Origin of the sequence: Phycicoccus jejuensis (assembly GCF_000720925.1) — a bacterium.
Lineage (GTDB): Bacteria > Actinomycetota > Actinomycetes > Actinomycetales > Dermatophilaceae > Phycicoccus > Phycicoccus jejuensis.
Genome location: NZ_JOEE01000004.1, coordinates 303980 through 322128 on the forward strand (window position 1 = coordinate 303980; position 18149 = coordinate 322128).

Annotated in this window: 13 protein-coding genes; 8 read left to right on the forward strand and 5 right to left on the reverse strand. The window is 74.4% G+C overall.

Annotated elements, in window-relative coordinates; all coding sequences use genetic code 11:
- Positions 1 to 9: 9 nt before the first annotated feature.
- Both mmsA and IG69_RS0109980 read right to left on the reverse strand, forming a co-directional pair.
- Positions 10 to 1608: a multiple monosaccharide ABC transporter ATP-binding protein gene (gene mmsA / locus IG69_RS0109975; RefSeq protein ID WP_051750409.1), complete on the reverse strand. Its 1599-nt coding sequence runs from the start codon at positions 1606 to 1608 to the stop codon at positions 10 to 12.
- A gap of 152 nt (positions 1609 to 1760) precedes the next feature.
- The gene (locus IG69_RS0109980) at positions 1761 to 3032 is read right to left on the reverse strand and encodes an ROK family protein (RefSeq protein WP_051750410.1); all 1272 of its coding nucleotides are present in this window, start codon (positions 3030 to 3032) and stop codon (positions 1761 to 1763) included.
- A gap of 210 nt (positions 3033 to 3242) precedes the next feature.
- Here IG69_RS0109980 and IG69_RS0109985 point away from each other — a divergent pair, with 210 nt between their 5' ends.
- From IG69_RS0109985 to IG69_RS0110000, 4 genes are all read left to right on the forward strand, one after another.
- On the forward strand, positions 3243 to 5012 hold the full coding sequence (locus tag IG69_RS0109985) for a proline--tRNA ligase (RefSeq protein ID WP_030528019.1): 1770 nt from the start codon (positions 3243 to 3245) through the stop codon (positions 5010 to 5012).
- Positions 5009 to 5764, forward strand: a complete 756-nt coding sequence (locus IG69_RS0109990) for an HAD family hydrolase (RefSeq protein ID WP_030528020.1) — start codon at positions 5009 to 5011, stop codon at positions 5762 to 5764. Before IG69_RS0109985 ends, IG69_RS0109990 begins: the two co-directional genes overlap by 4 nt.
- Positions 5765 to 5767: 3 nt before the next feature.
- A complete protein-coding gene (locus tag IG69_RS0109995) occupies positions 5768 to 6547 on the forward strand; it encodes a TSUP family transporter (protein WP_030528021.1) in 780 nt (259 codons plus the stop codon).
- Between the two features lie 160 nt (positions 6548 to 6707).
- Positions 6708 to 7616: a hypothetical protein gene (locus IG69_RS0110000; protein ID WP_030528022.1), complete on the forward strand. Its 909-nt coding sequence runs from the start codon at positions 6708 to 6710 to the stop codon at positions 7614 to 7616.
- Between the two features lie 62 nt (positions 7617 to 7678).
- On the opposite strand, the gene IG69_RS0110005 is transcribed toward IG69_RS0110000, so the two are convergent.
- Positions 7679 to 9601, reverse strand: a complete 1923-nt coding sequence (locus IG69_RS0110005; RefSeq protein WP_051750411.1) for an alpha-amylase family protein — start codon at positions 9599 to 9601, stop codon at positions 7679 to 7681.
- Between the two features lie 116 nt (positions 9602 to 9717).
- Between IG69_RS0110005 and IG69_RS0110010 the strand changes: the two genes are divergently transcribed.
- From IG69_RS0110010 to IG69_RS0110020, 3 genes are read left to right on the forward strand one after another with little or no spacing between them, the layout of a single operon-like run.
- Complete coding sequence (locus IG69_RS0110010) at positions 9718 to 11148, forward strand: ferredoxin reductase family protein (protein WP_030528024.1); 1431 nt, start codon at positions 9718 to 9720, stop codon at positions 11146 to 11148.
- 35 nt (positions 11149 to 11183) lie between these two features.
- Positions 11184 to 11735: an FMN-binding protein gene (locus IG69_RS0110015; RefSeq protein WP_030528025.1), complete on the forward strand. Its 552-nt coding sequence runs from the start codon at positions 11184 to 11186 to the stop codon at positions 11733 to 11735.
- Positions 11732 to 12511 carry an FAD:protein FMN transferase gene (locus IG69_RS0110020; RefSeq protein WP_030528026.1) on the forward strand — a complete coding sequence of 260 codons (780 nt, stop codon included), beginning with the start codon at positions 11732 to 11734 and terminating at the stop codon, positions 12509 to 12511. Before IG69_RS0110015 ends, IG69_RS0110020 begins: the two co-directional genes overlap by 4 nt.
- Before the next feature lie 457 nt (positions 12512 to 12968).
- On the opposite strand, the gene IG69_RS0110025 is transcribed toward IG69_RS0110020, so the two are convergent.
- Entirely contained in the window at positions 12969 to 14960 is a 1992-nt protein-coding gene (locus IG69_RS0110025) for a thioredoxin domain-containing protein (RefSeq protein WP_030528027.1), read from the reverse strand.
- Positions 14961 to 15068: 108 nt separating this feature from the next.
- On the opposite strand from IG69_RS0110025, the gene IG69_RS0110030 reads away from it, so the two are divergent.
- Positions 15069 to 15485, forward strand: a complete 417-nt coding sequence (locus tag IG69_RS0110030) for a pyridoxamine 5'-phosphate oxidase family protein (protein ID WP_030528028.1) — start codon at positions 15069 to 15071, stop codon at positions 15483 to 15485.
- Here IG69_RS0110030 and IG69_RS0110035 read toward each other — a convergent pair.
- Entirely contained in the window at positions 15401 to 18043 is a 2643-nt protein-coding gene (locus IG69_RS0110035; RefSeq protein WP_211250990.1) for an AMP-binding protein, read from the reverse strand. The two genes, IG69_RS0110030 and IG69_RS0110035, sit on opposite strands and share 85 nt — an antisense overlap.
- Between the last annotated feature and the right edge of the window lie 106 nt (positions 18044 to 18149).

Below are 18149 nucleotides of genomic sequence, written 5' to 3' on the forward strand. Positions count from 1 at the left end.
GGGTCGGGGTCAGGAGACCGCGTTGGCCTGGGTGCGGGTGGTGTTCTTCGTCATGAGGCGCATGAGCGACTCCTGGTCGGCCTGGGCCTTGTCGAGGCAGCCGGTGATGCGGCCCTCGGCGATCGTGTAGATGCGGTCGGCGAGCCCGAGAAGCTCCGGCAGCTCGGAGGAGACGACGATGACGCCCTTCCCCTGGGCGGCGAGCCGCTGGATGATCCCGTAGATCTCGAACTTCGCGCCGACGTCGATGCCGCGGGTGGGCTCGTCGAGGATGAGCAGGTCGGGCTCGGTGAAGAGCCACTTCGCGAGGACGACCTTCTGCTGGTTGCCGCCCGAGAGCTTGGCGACGCCCTCCTCGACGTTCGGGGTCTTGGTGCGCAGCTCCTGGCGGTACTGCTCCGCGATCCGGTACTCCTCGGTCTCGTCGACGACGAGGCCGTGGGTGATCCGGGACAGCTTGGCCGAGACCGTCGTGCGCTTGATGTCGTCGAGGAGGTTGAGGCCGAGGGTCTTGCGGTCCTCGGTGACGTAGGCGAGGCCGGCGTCGATGGCGTCGCGCACGTGCTTGAGGTGCAGCTCCTTGCCGTCCTTGACGATCGTGCCGCCGAGGAGCGTGCCGTACGAGCGGCCGAAGATGCTGCGCATCAGCTCGGTCCGGCCGGCGCCCATCAGCCCGGCGAAGCCGACGATCTCGCCGCGGCGGACGAAGAAGCTCGCGTCGTTCGCCACGAGCCGGTCGGCCCGCACCGGGTGCTGGACGTTCCAGTGCTTGACCTCGAAGAACACCTCGCCGATCGTCGGCGTGTGGTCGGGGAAGCGCGACTCGAGGTCGCGGCCGACCATCCCGCGGATGATGCGGTTCTCGTCGACGCCGTCCTCCTTGACCCGGAGGGTCTCGATGGAGCGGCCGTCGCGGATGATCGTGATGGCGTCCGAGATCTGCTCGATCTCGTTGAGCTTGTGGCTGATCATGATGCAGGTGACGCCGTGCGAGCGCAGGCCGTCCATGATCTGCAGCAGGTGCTGCGAGTCGGACTCGTTGAGCGCCGCCGTCGGCTCGTCGAGGATGAGCAGCTGCACGTCCTTGGACAGGGCCTTGGCGATCTCGACGAGCTGCTGCTTGCCGACGCCGATGTCCTTGACCTTGGTCATCGGGTCCTCGGAGAGCCCGACGCGCTCGAGCAGCTGGGCGGCCTTGGCCTGCGTCTGCACCCAGTCGATCGCGCCCCGGCGGGTCTGCTCGTTGCCGAGGAAGATGTTCTCGGCGATCGACAGCTCGGGGATGAGCGCGAGCTCCTGGTGGATGATGACGATGCCGGCCTGCTCGCTGTCGCGGATCGAGGAGAACTGGGCCGGGGCCCCGTTCCAGAGGATCTCGCCGCGGTAGCTGCCGTGCGGGTGCACGCCCGACAGGACCTTCATGAGGGTCGACTTGCCGGCGCCGTTCTCGCCGCAGATCGCGTGGATCTCGCCGCGGCGGACGGTCATGTCGACGTCGGAGAGGGCCTTGACGCCCGGGAACTCCTTGGTGATGGCGCGCATCTCGAGGATGACCTCGTGGCTGCCGGTGCGGGCCGTGCCCGTGGCGGTCGGTGCGACGTTGCTCATTCCCATCCTCGACGTTGAGGGCTTCAGGCGTCCGGTGGGCCGCTGGGGCCCGGGGCTCACGCGAATTGTTGTACGGCCGAACATATTGGAGACACCGTTGTCCGGCAAGAGGCTGCCCGGTACCGGCTGGTAACGATCGGGTAACTCGCCGTTCACCCGGCCGTGACGAGCCAGGCCGAGGGGTCGGCGATGACGTCATCGAGGACGGTGAGCGCGGCGCCGCGGGCCGGCGAGCTGGAGCCGCCGAGCGCGGGGGAGACGCGGACGGTGGCCCACCGGGCGATGACGGCCCGGCGCTCGAGCTCCGCGAGGACGCGGGGAGAGAGGCGGCCGTGCAGCGTCGCGTAGACCCCGCCGAGCACGACCTCGTCGACGTCGACGACGTTGACGACGGTGGCGGCGGCCTGGCCGAGGGCGCGGGCCGCGGCGTCGACCGCGTCCGCCGCCGGGCCGGCGGTCTCGGCGGCGCCGCTCAGGGCCGCCGTCGTCGTGCCCGGGGGCATGCCGGCGGCCTCGACCATCGCGTCCTTGCCGGCGTAGGGCTCGAGGCACCCCACGGCGCCGCAGTGGCAGGGCCGGCCGTCGGGGTCGACGACGACGTGGCCGATCTCGCCGCCCCAGCCGTGCATGCCCTCGAAGACGCGGCCGCCGAGCACGACCGCCGAGCCGATACCGACCGCGCCGTAGGCGAAGAGGAAGTTCTGGGCCTCGGCCGGGCGGCGGTCGCGGCGGCGGCGCTCCTCGACCTCGGTCCGCGCCGAGAGGTCGGCGTCGTTGGCCGCGGTCACCCGGAGGTGCGCCAAGGCGGGGTGGCGGGTCAGCGCGTCGTCGACCGCGATGTCGTGCCAGTCGAGGTTGGGCGCGTAGCGCAGGGTCGTCGTCTCGCGGCTGACCAGGCCGGGCAGGGCGACGCAGGCCCCCGCGACGCGCATCCCGTCGGCCGTCACGGCGCGGACGGTCTCGGCGGCGAGCTCGGCGAGGCGGGCGAAGGTGCGGTCGGGGTCGCACCCGCGCAGGTCGACCTCGACGACGCGCTCGGAGACGGTGATGCCGGCGAGGTCGAGGACGAGCGCCGAGAGGTGGTCGATGCCGACCGACAGCCCGAGCCCGACGACCGAGCGGCCGCAGGGGGCGAGGGGGACGGCGGGGCGCCCGGCCCGCGAGGCGGTCAGCGGCTCGAGCTCGGTGACGAGGCGGGCCTGAATGAGCCGGTCGACGAGGTCCGAGACGGTGGCGCGGGCCAGGCCGACCTCGCCGGCGATGGCCGCCCGGGACAGCGGGGCGCCGACGGCCTGGGCGTCGACGACGCGCTGGAGGACGACGGCGAGGTTGTGCTCCCGCAGGGTCGACTGGCGCGCGGCCTCCCGGCCCCCTCCGCGGGGCAGCGCGGACCCCGGGGCCCGGCGGCTCGTCGACGTCGACATGGCGGTCACCATAGCCCCGCCGGGCCCTTTCGTTCGACCACCGGACAAATGACGGTCGGTGGCCGGGGCGGCGGGGCGCCGTGGCGCGGACCCGCGCGGGCGGCGCGGGGAGCGGTGGGCTGTCCGGCCGCCGCACAAACCGCGCGGCGCCGGGGGCGGGCGCGTCGTTATCCTTGCCGGGTTCTCTCCCACGACCCCAGGAGCCTCCCCGTGGCCATGCGCATGTCGTCCCTGTTCCTGCGAACCCTTCGCGAGAACCCGGCGGACGCGGAGGTCCCGAGCCACCAGCTGCTCGTGCGGGCCGGGTACATCCGCCGGGTCAGCCCCGGCATCTACACGTGGCTGCCGCTGGGGCTCAAGGTGCTCCGCCGCGTCGAGCGCATCGTGCGGGACGAGATGGACGCCATCGGCGCCCAAGAGCTGCTCTTCCCCGCGCTGCTGCCGCGCGAGCCCTACGAGACCTCCGGTCGCTGGACCGAGTACGGCGACGGTGTCTTCCGCCTGCAGGACCGCAAGGGCGACGACTACCTCCTCGGCCCGACGCACGAGGAGATGTTCACCCTCGCCGTCAAGGACCTGTACTCCTCGTACAAGGACCTGCCGCTGTCGATCTACCAGATCCAGACGAAGTACCGCGACGAGGCGCGGCCCCGTGCGGGCATCCTGCGCGGGCGCGAGTTCGTCATGAAGGACAGCTACTCGTTCGACCTCGACGAGGCCGGGCTCGACAAGAGCTACCAGCTGCACCGCGACGCCTACGTCCGGATCTTCGACCGGCTCGGCTTCCACTACGTCATCGTCCAGGCGATGGCCGGGGCGATGGGCGGCTCGAAGTCCGAGGAGTTCCTCGCGACCGCCGAGAACGGCGAGGACACCTACGTCCGGTGCGCGAACTGCGGGTACGCCGCGAACGTCGAGGCCGTCCGGGTGCCCGTGCCCGACGCGGTCGACGCCTCCGGCGTGCCCGCCGCGCACGTCGAGGACACCCCCGACACCCCGACGATCGACACGCTCGTCGCCCACCTCGAGCACTCCTTCCCCCGCGCCGACGGCCGGTCGTGGACCGCCGCCGACACCCTGAAGAACGTCGTCGTCATGCTCGTCCACCCCGACGGCACGCGCGAGCCGCTGGCCATCGGCCTGCCCGGCGACCGCGAGGTCGACGAGAAGCGCCTCGGCGCGCAGGTCGAGCCCGCGCGCGTGGAGGCGTTCGACGAGAAGGACTTCGCGCGCTACCCGACGCTGACCAAGGGCTACATCGGGCCGGGGGCGCTGGGGTCCGAGCGGTCCTCGGGCATCCGTTACTTGCTCGACCCCCGCGTCGTCGAGGGCACCGCGTGGGTCACCGGCGCCGACGAGCACGGCCGGCACGTCCTCGACCTCGTCGCCGGGCGCGACTTCACCGCCGACGGCACGATCGAGGCCGCCGACGTCCGCGAGGGCGACGCCTGCCCCTCGTGCGGGCACGGGCTCGAGTCGGCGCGCGGCATAGAGATGGGCCACATCTTCCAGCTCGGGACGAAGTACGCCGAGGCGCTCGACCTCAAGGTGCTCGACGAGAACGGCAAGCTCCGCACCGTCGTCATGGGCTCCTACGGCGTCGGTGTCTCGCGCGCCGTCGCGTGCGTCGCGGAGGGCAACCACGACGAGCTCGGGCTCGTCTGGCCGCGTGAGCTCTCGCCCGCCGACGTGCACGTCGTCGCCACCGGCAAGGACGAGGAGGTGCACCGGTACGCCGAGGAGCTGACCCGCGCGCTCGAGTCCGAGGGTGTCGAGGTGCTGCTCGACGACCGCCGGCAGGCTTCTCCCGGAGTCAAGTTCAAGGACGCCGAGCTCATCGGCGTGCCGACCATCGTCGTCGTCGGCCGCGGGCTGGCCGAGGGGAAGGTCGAGGTCAAGGACCGTCGCTCCGGCGAGCGCCGCGAGGTCGCCACGGACGACGCGGTGCGCGAGGTGCTGGCGGAGGTCGGTCGCGCGTGAGCCGTCGCGTCGAGGCGGTCGTCTTCGACTGGGGCGGCACGCTGACGCCCTGGCACGACGTCGACCTGCCCGAGCAGTGGCGGGTCTTCGCGCGCGAGGTGCACGGCATCCCCGTCGGCTCGCCGGACGTGCCGCAGGCCGACCTCGACGAGGCGCACCGGCTGGCCGAGCGAATCCTCGAGGCGGAGGCCGGGGCGTGGGCGCGCGGCCGTGACGAGCACTCGTCCGCGGCGCTCGCCGACATCCTCGACGCCGCCGGGGTCGACGCCGAGCACGACCGGCACCACCTCGCGCTCGCGGCCTACCGGCGCTTCTGGGAGCCGCACACCCTCACCGACCCGCAGGTCAAGCCGCTCTGGGAAGGATTGCGCGAGAGGGGGATCAAGGTGGGCGTGCTGTCCAACACCATCTGGACGCGCGAGTACCACCGCGAGATCTTCGCGCGTGACGGCGTGCTCGAGCTCATCGACGCCGACCTCTACTCGAGCGAGCTCGACCACGTGAAGCCACACCCGGAGGTCTTCCTCGCGGCGTGCCGCGCCGTCGGGGTCGAGCCGGCCGCGGCGGCGTACGTCGGCGACCGGATGTTCGAGGACGTCCACGGCCCGCAGCAGGTCGGGATGCGCGCCGTGTGGGTGCCCCACTCGGTGCTGCCGGAGAACCAGAAGGTCGAGGTGACCGCCGTCCCCGATGCGCGGGCCCACGAGCTGCTCGACGTGCTGGAGATCGTCGACGGGTGGAACGCCGCGTGACCCGTGGGTGACGTCGCGCCGCACGTCCTCGCGCTGCTCGCACTCGCCGGGTTCGTCGCCGGGTGGGTCGACGCCGTCGTCGGGGGCGGCGGGCTCGTCCAGCTGCCCGCGCTGCTGCTCGGGATGCCCGGGGCCACCCCGGCCCAGGTGCTCGCGACGAACAAGTTCGGGTCGGTGTGGGGCACCGCCACCGCGTCGGTCACGTACTACCGGCGGGTGAGGCCGGACCTGCGCACGGCGCTGCCGATGGCGGCCGTCGCGTACGTCGGGGCGATCGGCGGGGCGCTGCTCGGGTTGCACATCCCGAAGTCGCTCTTCAACCCGGTCATCCTCGTCATGCTCGTCGTCGTCGGGGCGTACACGCTGCTCAAGCCGTCGGTGGGGGAGCTGACCCGGCTACGCTTCAGCGGCGCCCGGCACACGACGGCCGCGGTGCTGACCGGGTTCGTCATCGGCGTCTACGACGGCGCGCTCGGGCCGGGCACAGGGTCCTTCCTCGTCTTCGCGCTCGTCGGGCTGCTTGGGTACGCCTTCCTCGAGGCGAGCGCCAAGGCGAAGATCACCAACCTCGCGACGAACCTCGGCGCGCTGACCGTGTTTGCCCCCGGGGGGCACGTCGTCTGGGTCGTCGGCGGGGTCATGGCCGTCGCGAACCTGCTCGGCGGGTGGGTCGGCGCGCGCACCGCGGTCGCGCGCGGCAGCAGGTTCGTCCGGACCGTCTTCGTCGTCGTCGTCGGCGCCTTCACCCTCCGCATCGGAGGAGACCTCGCCGGCCTCTGGTGACACCCCCACCCCGCCCCGCCCCCCTCGCCCCCCCTGCCTCCCGCCCTCCCTCTCCGCGAATGTGTGTGAAACCGCCGGGGATGACCGGCGATTTCACACGCCTTCGCGGGGCTGTGGATGACGACTGCGGGCCGACCGCCCGGCGGTGCAGGCTGCGCGGATGGACCCGGAGCACCGACGAGGAGTCGAGAGGCTGGCCGAACCGTACGGCGGCATCCTCTCGCGGTCGCTGCTGCGCGGGCTCGGCGTCGACCGGGACGCCGTGGCGCGCCAGGTGGCGGCCGACCGGTGGGCGCTGCCCGGGCGCATGACCGTTGCGATGCACCGCGGACCGCTGGCGGATGCGGCGAGGCCGTGGCTCGCGGTGTGGGAGGTCGGGCACGCGGTCGCCGTCGTGGACGGCGTCAGCAGCCTGGTCGCCGCGGGGCTCACCGGCTTCACCGAGCACGACGTCCACGTCTCGGTGACGCGCAACTCCCGGTGTCCGCGGGTCGACGACGTGCGCATCCACCGGGTGCGGCGACGGCCGGACGAGCTGGTCGACGGCAGCTCGTTCCCGCGGACACGACCGGCGGTGGCCGCCGTGCGTGCCGCGGGCTGGGCGAGGAGCGACCGGCAGGCCGCCCTCGTGCTCGCGATGACCGTCCAGCAGCGGCTCGTCACCGGGGCCGACCTCGTCGCCGCGGCGAAGGTGGTGCGGACCCGGGGTCGCCATCCCTTCATTCGGCAGGTCGTGCGGGACGTCGCGGACGGCGCGCAGTCCCTCGGCGAGCTCGACTTCGCGGCCATGTGCCGGCGCCACGGCATCCCCGAGCCGGACCGGCAGGTCGTGCGTCGCGGGCCGACGGGGCGCATCTACCTCGACGTGCGGTGGGCGTTCGCCCGGCTCGTCGTCGAGATCGACGGGTCGGGCCATCGCTCGGGGCTCGCCCTGACCGACGACAACCTGCGGCAGAACACCGTCACGCTCGGCAGCGACCGGGTGCTGCGCTTCGACCTGCTGGCGCTGCGCCTCCAGGAGTCGACCGTCATGGCCCAGGTCCGCGCCGGCCTGCGCGGATGCGTGTGAAACCGCCGGGGGTCCCCGGCGATTCAACACACGTTCGCGGAAGGGAGGTGGCGGGGGCGGGGTCAGGGGGTGGTGAGCCAGAGGGCGGCGTAGGGCGGCAGGTGGACGTCGCCGTCGGCGTGCCAGGGGAGGGGCTGCCCGGTGAGGGCGTCGACGGCCGCGTCGAGCCCGAGCTCGTGGACCCGCCAGCCCGGCCAGACCCGCTCCTGCGGCGTCACGTTGTAGACGCCGGCGAAGCGCCCGAGGGGATGTTCCCGCAGGGTCACGAGCACGCCGGGGTCGTCGACCGGGCCGATGCGTGTCTCGACCGAGCCGTGCAGGTGCGGCAGCGCGGCCCGCGCCCGGACGAGCCCGACGAGGTCGCCGAACACCCGCCCGGCCACCGTCGAGCGGTCGTGCCGCGTCGCCATCGCGGCGAGGTCGAGGCGCGGCCGGTGCGCCCACCGGTTGTCGTCCTCGTGGCCCGGCTCCGACGCCCACTCGGGGTCGTTGACCTGCCCGAGCTCGTCGCCGCTCCAGATGACCGGGATGCCGCCCCAGCCGACGACGACGGCGTGCGCGAGCCGGAGGGCCGCGACGGCGAGGTCGAGCTGCTCGGGCGTGCCCGCACCCTCGATGCCGACGAGCGAGGCCGCGGTGCCGGACGTGCGCCGGTCGCCGGTCTCGGGGTTGAACTGGAAGACCAGGCCGCGCGCCGGCGAGCCCCAGAAGTCGCCCGAGTACCAGTCGGCGAGGAAGTGGCGGTGCCCCGGGCCGGTGACGCCGACGGCCGCCGCGTCCTCGTCCATGATCGCCCAGCCGATGTCGTCGTGGCAGCGCAGGTAGGTCAGCCACGTGGCGCTCGCGGACTTGGGCGGCAGCGACCCCAGCGCGTGCGCGGCCAGCCGGACGTCGCGGGCCGCGAGCATCGACCAGACCTGCACCATGAGGCTGTTGTGGTACGCGAGGTCGCTCACCTTGCCGGTGTGCTCGCGCTCCCCGAGGTACGCGAGCAGCTTGGTGGGGGCGACGATGGCCTCGGCCTTGAACGCCACTGCGGGACAGACGATCCGGGTCACCGCGCGCAGCACCTGCGTCAGCGCGTGCACCTCGGGCTGCCCCTGGCAGTCGGTGCCGAGGCGCTTCCACATGAAGGCGATGGCGTCGAGGCGCAGGACGTCGACGCCGCGGTTGGCGAGGTCGAGCACGACCTGCGCGTACTCGACGAGGACGTCGGGGTTGCCCCAGTTGACGTCCCACTGCCACGCGTTGAAGGTCGTCCAGACCCAGCCGTCGAGCTCCTCGTCCCACGTGAAGTTGCCGGGGGCGAAGTCGGGGAAGACCTCGGGCAGCGTGCGCTCGTAGGCGTCGGGGAGGCGGCGGTCGGGGAAGACGTGGAAGTACGAGCGGTAGCGCAGCACGCCCTCGCGCGCCTTGCGCGCCCACTCGTGCTCGCGCGCGACGTGGTTGAGGACGAGGTCGAGGACGAGGCTCATCCCGCGCTCGTGCAGCGAGTCGGCGAGCGCGGTGAGGTCCTCCATCGTCCCGAGGTCCGCGCGCACCTCCCGGTAGTCGGCCACGGCGTAACCGCCGTCGTTGTCGCCCTCGCGCGGGCGCAGGAGCGGCATGAGGTGGAGGTAGGTGACGCCGAGCTCCTCGAGGTAGCCCAGGCGCTCGCCGACCCCGCGCAGGTCGCCGGCGAAGCGCTCGGTGTAGGCGGCGTACCCGACCATCGAGGGCTCCTGGAGCCAGTCGGGGCGCAGCATCCGCTCGAGGTCGCGCCGGTGCAGCCGGTCGGGTCGGCGCGCGTAGGCCCGGGCGGCCCGGGTCACGAGCTCGGAGGCCGTCTGCGCCGCCCGGTCCTCGCCGTAGACGGCGACGAGACCGCTCCACAGGTCCGGCCACCAGCGCTCCAGCCGCGCCTGCAGCATCCCGGCGCGCTCCGGGTCCCACCCGGAGGTCGGGAGGGCGGGGGGCGGCGGCACCGGTGCGGTCACGGGCGCCATCCTGCCGAATCCGCGCAAGCGTTTCCACAGCTTCCACGGAGCGTGTCCCCGGCACTCACACGGCGGCCCGAGACGGCACACAGGTGACGCATAGGGAGCCACCCGACAGTTCAGGCATGACGACGAGCACGGCGGCGCCCGACGAGGCCTACCGCCGCCCCCACGCCGCTCTCCGCCGTCCCCGTCGCGCCGTCGTGCCCGTGCCGCGCTGGTGGCGGGACGCGACCGCGGCCGCCGGCTGGGCTGTGCTCCTCGGGGTCACGGCGCTCTGGGTGCAGGACGGTGGCGTGCAGGACCTCGGCACCCTCGCCGGGGCCCTCACGTCGACCGGCCGGCTGACCGGGCTCGTCGCCTCCGCGCTGCTGCTGCTCCAGGTCGTCCTCATGGCCCGCGTCCCGTGGGTCGAGCAGGCCTGGGGGCAGGACGAGCTGGCGCGCGTGCACCGCCTCGTCGGCTTCACCTCCTTCACGCTGCTGGTGGTCCACATCGGCCTCATCACCCTCGGGTACGCGGCGAGCGGGCCCCTCGGCCTCTGGGGCACGACGTGGGACTTCGTCGTGAGCTACCCGGGGATGCTCCTCGCGTGGGCCGGCACCGCGGCGCTGGTCATGGTCGTCGTCACCTCGGTCAAGCGCGCCCGTCGCCGGCTGCGCTACGAGTCGTGGCACCTCATCCACCTCTACGGCTACCTCGGCGCGGGGCTGGTCCTGCCGCACCAGCTGTGGACCGGCGCCGACTTCCTCGACTCCCGTGCCGCCACCGTCTTCTGGTGGGGCCTGTGGGCCGCCACGGCCGCCTCCGTCCTCGTCTTCCGCGTCGGCCTGCCGCTGTGGCGCTCGCTGCGCTCCCCGATCCGTGTCCTCGACGTGGGCGCCGAGGGACCCGGCGTCACGAGCGTCACCGTCGGCGGTGACGGCGTCCGGCACCTGCCGGTGCGCGCCGGTCAGTTCCTCCAGTGGCGCTTCCTCGACGGTCCCGGCTGGACGCGCGCGAACCCCTACTCGATCTCCGCCGCCCCGGACGGGCGCACCCTGCGGATCACCGTCGCCCACCTCGGGGACGGGTCGGCCCGGCTCGCCGCGTTGCGGCCCGGCACCCGCGTCCTCGTCGAGGGCCCGTACGGCCGGATGCACGGCGGTGTCCGCACCCGGCGCAAGGTGCTCCTTATGGGCTCGGGCATCGGCATCACCCCGATGCGCGCCCTCCTCGAGGAGCTGCCCCAGCACCCCGGCGACGTCACGGTCGTCCACCGCGTGCGCTCGCGCGCCGAGGCCGTCCTCGCCGACGAGCTGCGTTCGCTCGCGGCCGCCCGGGGCGCCCGCTACCTCCTCGTCGAGGGCCCCCGGGTGCGGGGCCGGGCGAGCTGGCTGCCGCAGCAGGCCGCGCACCTCGGCGACGCCCAGGCGCTGCGCGAGATCGTCCCCGACATCGCCCGCCACGAGGTCTACGTCTGCGGCAACGACGGCTGGATGGACGCGGTGCGCGACGCCGCGCACACCGCCGGCGTCCCGCACGACGCCATCCACCTCGAGCGCTTCGGCTACTGACCCTCGACCCCCACGACCCCGCGAGGACCTCCACGATGCGACGCATCACCACCTGGCTGCTGAGCACGGTCTCGGCGCTCGTCCTGCTCTTCAGCTACCACACCTCGACCGGGCAGGGCGCGACCACCGTGGCGCTCGGCGACGCCAACGGCGCCGGCGCCGCGGCGCCCGACACCGCGAGCGGCGACGGCACGTCGAGCGGCTCGAGCGACGACTCGTCCTCGTCGTCCGGATCGTCCTCGTCCGGGTCCTCGGACTCCTCGAGCGCGACACCGTCCCCCTCGACGACGAAGAAGTCCTCGTCGTCCGCCGCGAAGACCTACACCGGCGACGCGATCCAGACGCGGTACGGGCCGGTGCAGGTCGAAATCACCGTCAAGGACGGGAAGATCACGAAGTCGGCCGTGACGCAGGTGCCGTGGAGCGACCACCGCGACCAGGAGATCAACGGCTACGCCGTGCCGATCCTCAACGACGAGGCCGTGCAGGCTCAGGACGCCGGGATCGACATGGTCTCGGGGGCGACGTTCACCTCCGACGGCTACATCCAGTCGCTGCAGTCCGCGATCGACCAGGCGAACCTGTGATCACCGCCGAGATCCCCGTGGCCCCCGCCGCCCCGGCGCCGCCGGTCCTCGCCCGCCGGGCCTGGGTGGAGCACGTGATGGGCACCGCGGTGAGCATCCACGTGCGGGCCGTCGAGCCGACCCGCCCCGACATCGAGGCCGCGGTCCGGCGGGCCTTCGCGCACCTGCGGCGGGCCGACGCGGTCTTCTCGACGTGGCGCGCCGACAGCGACCTGCTGCGCCTCCAGCACGGCGAGGTCGACGACGTGCACGGCTGGGTCGCGGACGTCGTCGAGCTCTGCCTCGAGGCCGAGGAGCGCACCGACGGTCTGTTCTCCGCCTGGCGCTCGCGCGAGGGTGGCCGCCCGGTGTTCGACCCGACCGGTCTGGTCAAGGGCTGGGCCGCCGCCGGCGCCGCGGAGCACCTCGCCGTCGTGCCCGAGATCGCCTACAGCCTCGGGGCCGGCGGCGACGTCGCCGTCGGGGTGGGGCCCGGGCCGTCCGTCACCGCGCCGACGTGGCGGATCGGGCTCGAGGACCCGCGCACGCCGGGCCGGGTCGCGGACGTCGTGGCCGTGCGCCGCGGTGGCGTCGCGACCTCCGGGGCGGCCGCACGCGGCGCCCACGTCGTCGACCCGCGGACCGGGCGAGGGGTCGCGCGACCCGGCTCGTGCACGGTCGTGGGTCCCGACCTCACGTGGGCCGACGTGTGGGCGACGGCCGCGTGGGTGGACCCCGAGCGGGTGGCCCGGATGCTCCCGGAGCGTGACCCGGAGTACTCGCTCATCGTCCTCTGACGAACGTCCGCGCCTGTGGCACAGCGGGGTTTACGAGGCCGCGGGGGGTTGTCCACCGCCGCAGGAGGCCCCTGCCGCGGGCGCGCGGCCGCTGCTATGTTCGACGCACCACGCCGGGCTTCAGCAGGGGTCCCGGCTCGAGCCACAGGCCGGGTCATGGTCCGATCGCAGCTCCGCGTGCTCCCGCGTCCGCACCCGCCGACGCCCCGGGCCCGTCGGGTGGCGCACCTGCGGTGCGCCACCGCTGCTCCGCCGTGCCGGTCGTCGGCTCCCTCGGACCCGGCGGGTCCTGCGGCGTCGCCGCGGGGCTCGCTCGGCCCGGCGCCGGTCGCCCACGGGTGGCTGCAGCGCGGGTCGGCGGGCGCCGGGACGGCGGTGGCCGCGCCGAGCGCCGGTCGCCTTCCCTCTGTGCCGCCCGGCGTCCGTGGGCCCCGGCCCACGGACGGCAGCCGCCCGCTCAGCCCCGCGCGAGGGCCTCGGCCAGCGCCTCGGCGTCGGTGACCGGCCGGTCGCAGACGAAGCCGCGGCACACGTAGGCGGCGGCCGCGCCGTCCACGAGGGGACGGTCGGCCAGCAGGGGGATGCCGGGGGCGTCCGGCCGGCCGGTGACGTGCACGAGCCCGGGCGAGGTCGCTGCCCGGACCGCGGCGAGCATCGCGTCGGCCTCCGACCCCTCGCCGACGACGGCCACCTGGAGCGGTCCGGCCACGGCGGCCTCGGCGACCGCCAGGGCCCATCCGGCGAAGCGTGGCTCGGACGCGGCCACCGAGCCACAGGCGGCCAGCGCGCGGCCGGCGGCCTCGCGGTGCGGGCCCGAGCCGGTGAGGGCGGAGTACGTGAGGAGTGCCCCGGCCAGGGCCGCGGCGCCCGACGGCTCGGCGTTGTCGCTGCGGCTCGCCGGGCGCGCGAACAGCCCCGGCGCGTCGTGGTCGGTGTCGTGCAGGGCGCCGTCGGCGTCGACGAAGCCCGTCAGGGCGCGGTCGAGGAGGTCACCCGCGCGCACGAGCCAGCGCGCCTCGCCGGTGGCCTGGTGCAGCGCCAGCAGACCCTCGGCGAGGTCGCCGTGGTCGTCGAGCACGGCGGGTGCGGCCGACACGCGACCGGCGCGCGAGGTGCGGTGCAGCGTCCCGTCGACGTCGTGCGTCGCGAGGACGTGGTCGGCGGCGCGCGCCGCGGCGTCGACGAGGTCGGGCCGCCCGAGCAGCGCCCCGGCGTCGGCGAGCCCGGCGATGGCGAGGCCGTTCCAGGCCGTGACGACCTTGTCGTCGCGCGCCGGCTGAGGACGGGACCCCCGGGCCTCGAGCAGGCGGGCGCGGGTGGCGGACCACCACGCGGCGTCCTCGGGGTCGCGCCGCAGCTGCAGGGTGGAGCTGCCGTGCTCGAAGGTGCCGTCGTCGGTGACGGCGAGCAGGTCGGCAGCGCGGGCGCCGTCGTCCGCGCCGAGCACCTCCGCGAGCTGCGCCGGGGTCCAGGCGTAGGTCAGGCCCTCGTGCGACGTGCCGTCGACGACGGTGTCGGCGTCGAGGGCGGAGGCGAACGCGCCCTCGGGGGTGCCGAGGTCGCGGACCACGAAGTCGGCGGTCTCCTCCGCGACCCGCCGGGCCAGGGGCTCTCCGGTGACCCGCCAGAGGTGGGCGTAGACGCGCAGCAGGAGGGCGTTGTCGTAGAGCATCTTCTCGAAGTGCGGCACCACCCACGAGGCGTCGACCGCGTACCGCGCGAAGCCGCCGGCCAGCTGGTCGTACATCCCGCCGCGGGCCATCGCCTCGCCGGTGTGACGGGCCATCGCGAGGGCGTCGGCGGACCCGGTGCGCGCGTGGTGGCGCAGGAGGAACTCGAGCACCATCGACGGCGGGAACTTCGGGGCGCCGCCGAACCCGCCCCGCACCTCGTCGTACTGGCTGCGCAGGCGCACGACGGCCCCGTCGAGGACGTCGGCCGGGACGGGCGCCGGGGCCGGGGGACCGGTCACCTCGCGCAGCCGCTGCGCGACGTGCGCGCCGGAGGCGAGGACCTGGTCGCGCTGCTCGCGCCAGACCCGCGACGCGTTGTCGAGCAGCCCGAGGAAGTGCGCCCGCGGGAGGTAGGTGCCGGCGAAGAACGGGTCGCCGTCGGGGGTCAGGAGGCACGTCATCGGCCAGCCGCCCTGACCCGTCAGCGCGGTGGTCGCGGCCATGTAGACGGCGTCGACGTCGGGGCGCTCCTCGCGGTCGACCTTGACGGCGACGAACCCGTCGAGGAGGACGCGCGCGACCTCCTCGTCCTCGAAGGACTCGTGCGCCATGACGTGGCACCAGTGGCACGCGGCGTACCCGACCGACAGCAGCACGGGCACGTCCCGGCGTCGTGCCTCGGCGAACGCCTCGTCGCCCCACTCCCACCAGTCGACGGGGTTGTCGGCGTGCTGCAGGAGGTAGGGGGAGAGGGATGCCGCGAGCCGGTTCGCCATCACCCCACCGTACGGGCGGCGACCCGGCCGGGCGCCGGGGCGCCTGCGGTGCCTTCGGGCAGGCATGCTGGAGGCGACCGTCCCGGCTGCCGATCGAGGAGACCCACCGTGCCCAAGGCCCCGCTGCCCCCAGACGTCGCCGAGCTCTTCCGCCGGCCCAACCCGGCGGTCGTCGCGGTCCTGCGTCCGGACGGCTCCCCGATGTCCGTGGCCACCTGGTACCTCCTCGAGGACGACGGCACGGTCCTGCTGAACATGGACGCCGAGCGAGCGCGGGTGTCGTGGATGCGCCGGCGGCCCGAGGTCGCGCTGACCGCCCTCGAGGAGGGCAGCTGGTACACGCACGTGAGCATCCGGGGGCGCATCGTGCGGTGGGAGGAGGACCCGGAGCGGGCGATGGCGGACATCGACCGCCTCTCGAACCTCTACGGCGGACAAGACTACCGGGTGCGCGACCGCCGGCGGATCAGCTGCTGGGTCGAGGTCAGCCACTGGCACGGCTGGGGGGAGGCCAAGGCGGACTGAGGTCGCCGCGCCCGGCCGAGGGCGACGAGGCGGGACCAGCCGCTCGTCACCGGGCCGGTCCACAGCCACCAGTAGGCCAGACCCGCGGCGGTGCCGAGGACGAGCCCGAGGACCGGCCCGTGCTCGGGCAGCCCCCAGGTCCACTGGAGCACCTGCCAGTGCGCGACGTAGACGAACAGCGACGCCGAGGCGAGCACCCGCGCGACGGGGACCACCGGCCCGGGCAGTCGCACCGTCGGGACCCAGAGCAGCGCGAGCACGCAGGCGAGGGTCAGCCCGTCGCGGGAGGGGTTGCCCGAGAACGTCATCACCATCGCGGCGGACACGGCGGTGAGGGCCAGCCGCTGCCCGGTGGAGGTCGCCCGGGCCAAGGCCCAGCCGAGCAGGACCAGGTGGAGCACGACGAGCGCGGCGCCCTGCATCCGCGGCGTCGGCAGGTCGAGCACCGGGAGGCGGAAGGCGACGAAGGCAGCGACCGACAGGCCGACCGGGAACAGCAGCGGGTGGCGCCCGTCGAGGGCCGTGACGCCGGGGACGCGCACGAGCAGGCCGATGCCGACGAGCGCGACGAGGAGGGCCTCGACGAACCAGAAGCGCCACGGCGGCCCGAGGTGCTCGGCACCGAGCGCCCAGTTCATGAGGACGAGGTTGCGCGGGGCGTAGAGGCCGAGGAGGAAGTGCGCCGCCCAGACGACGACGAGCGTCGGGAGGGCCATCCGCAGCGCGGCGCCGAGCAGCCCCCGGCTGCGCTCGCCCGGGTCGGGGCTCGCGAGCTGGAAGCGCGCCAGCTGGAAGCCGGCGACGACGAGGAGGGCGTTGGCGCTGCCCTGCAGCGTGAACACGTGCGTGTGCGTGCCGACGACGAGGACGATGGCGAGGGCCCGCAGGGCCACGCTCGTCTCGACGGTGCGCCAGCGGGGGAGGCGTAGTCCCGACGCGCGAACCGGGCTGCGGCGCAGGGCGTCCAGCTGCGCGACGGTCATCAGGTGCCAGCCGCGGGGGAGGTGCCCGAGCAGCTCCTCCAGCCGCACCGACACCTCGACGAAGGACAGCGAGTCGCCGCCGAGCGACGCGAACGTGCTGTCGGGCGCCGCGGGTCGGTGCAGCAGGGTGGAGTACAGCGCCGCCACCCCGGCGTCGCTCGCGACGGCCTCGGCGCCGACCTCGACCTCGGTCGGTGCCGCCTGGGCCAGGACGGCCCGGTGGTCCGGCTTGCCCGACGGCAGCAGCGGGTGCTCCGCGACCGCGACGACGCGCACCGCGTCGGCCGGGACCCCCGAGGCGCGGACCGCGGCCCGGCGGACCCGCTCCCGGGCCGGCGCGGACGACGCCCCGCGGGCGGACACCGCCAGCAGCCCGTCACGGCCGGCGACGCGCACGTCGTGGCCGTCGGCGCGCAGCGCACCCTCGACGGTGTCGAGGTCGACCCGGTGGCCGAGCACCTTGACGAAGCGCGCCCGCCGGCCGGTGACCCGCAGGAGGCCCTCGGGCGTCACCTCGCCGAGGTCACCGGTGCGCAGCTCGTCGACGGTGCGGCCGAGCGCCAGGTCCGCGGGGCGCTCGGCGTACCCGAGCATCACGTTGGGGCCGGCGTAGACGATCTCGCCGTCGTCGATGCGCACCGCCCCACCGGGCACCGGGGTGCCGACGCAGTCGGGGTGCTCCTCGACGAGATCGGCTGCGAGACAGGCCATCCGAGCGGTCGCCTCGCACTGGCCGTACATGACGACGAGCTCGTGACCGCGCTCGCGGCCGAGCCGGGCCACGCGGCGGACGCGCTCGGGGTCCATCCGGCCTCCGGCCTGCGTCAGCTGCCGCAGCGTCGGGAGCGAGCGCTCGGCGAAGCCGCTCCGCTCGAGCAGCTCGAAGGTGTGCGGGACACCCGGGATGGTCGTGACGCCGGCCGCGCGCGCCTGGTCCCAGAAGCAGTCGTCGACGACGGAGAGGTCCGTGAGGAGGACGGACGCGCCGGCGTCGAGGTGGGACAGCAGGACCGAGAGGCCGTAGCAGTAGCTGAGCGGCAGGGTGAGCGCCGCGACGTCGTCGGACCGGACCCCCAGGGCCGCCCGGACCTGCGCCGTGTTGGCCAGCAGGTTGCGCTGCGAGAGCCGGACGAGCTTGGGCGAACCGGTGGACCCGCTCGTGCTCATGAGCAGCGCGAGCTCGGGGTGCAGGTCGTGCGCGCTCGTCGGCCGGAGCACGTCGACGCCCTCGGCGGAGAGGACGACGTCGGGGTCGTAGGCCTCGGCCAGCGACCGCGCAGCGCGCCCGGGGGCCGAGAGCAGCACGACGTGCCCGGCGGCCCGCGCCGCCACGAGCTGGGCGACCGTCGCCACCGTCGCGCTCGCCCGGACGTGGACGAGCGAGCGCCCCGAGGGCAGCAGCCCGACGACGTCGGCGGCGCGCGCCGCGAGGTCGGCGTACGACACCGGCCCGTCGACCGTGTGCAGGGCGGTCCGCCCGCCGAGGGCCGCGAGCCGCGTCAGGCTGACGCCGTCGGGCGCGAGCGTCGGCGACGGCGCGCCGGGCAGCGGGGCGGTGGCGAGCAGGGTGGGCACGGCGGACAGTCAATAAGGTTAGGCACACCTAACGCAAGATGGGCGGTGTGATCCGTCTCGCGCCCCGGGCCGGTCGTGGGCACGCTCAGCGCTCCGTTACGCTGGA

Bases quoted from the DNA above. Each gene is read 5' to 3' on its own strand.
- IG69_RS0110010 (WP_030528024.1), top strand. From the start codon at position 9,718: ATGACGACGAGCACGGCGGCGCCCGACGAGGCCTACCGCCGCCCCCAC.
- mmsA (WP_051750409.1), bottom strand. From the start codon at position 1,608: ATGAGCAACGTCGCACCGACCGCCACGGGCACGGCCCGCACCGGCAGC.
- IG69_RS0110005 (WP_051750411.1), bottom strand. From the start codon at position 9,601: ATGGCGCCCGTGACCGCACCGGTGCCGCCGCCCCCCGCCCTCCCGACC.
- IG69_RS0109980 (WP_051750410.1), bottom strand. From the start codon at position 3,032: ATGTCGACGTCGACGAGCCGCCGGGCCCCGGGGTCCGCGCTGCCCCGC.
- IG69_RS0110015 (WP_030528025.1), top strand. From the start codon at position 11,184: ATGCGACGCATCACCACCTGGCTGCTGAGCACGGTCTCGGCGCTCGTC.
- IG69_RS0110000 (WP_030528022.1), top strand. From the start codon at position 6,708: ATGGACCCGGAGCACCGACGAGGAGTCGAGAGGCTGGCCGAACCGTAC.
- IG69_RS0110025 (WP_030528027.1), bottom strand. From the start codon at position 14,960: ATGGCGAACCGGCTCGCGGCATCCCTCTCCCCCTACCTCCTGCAGCAC.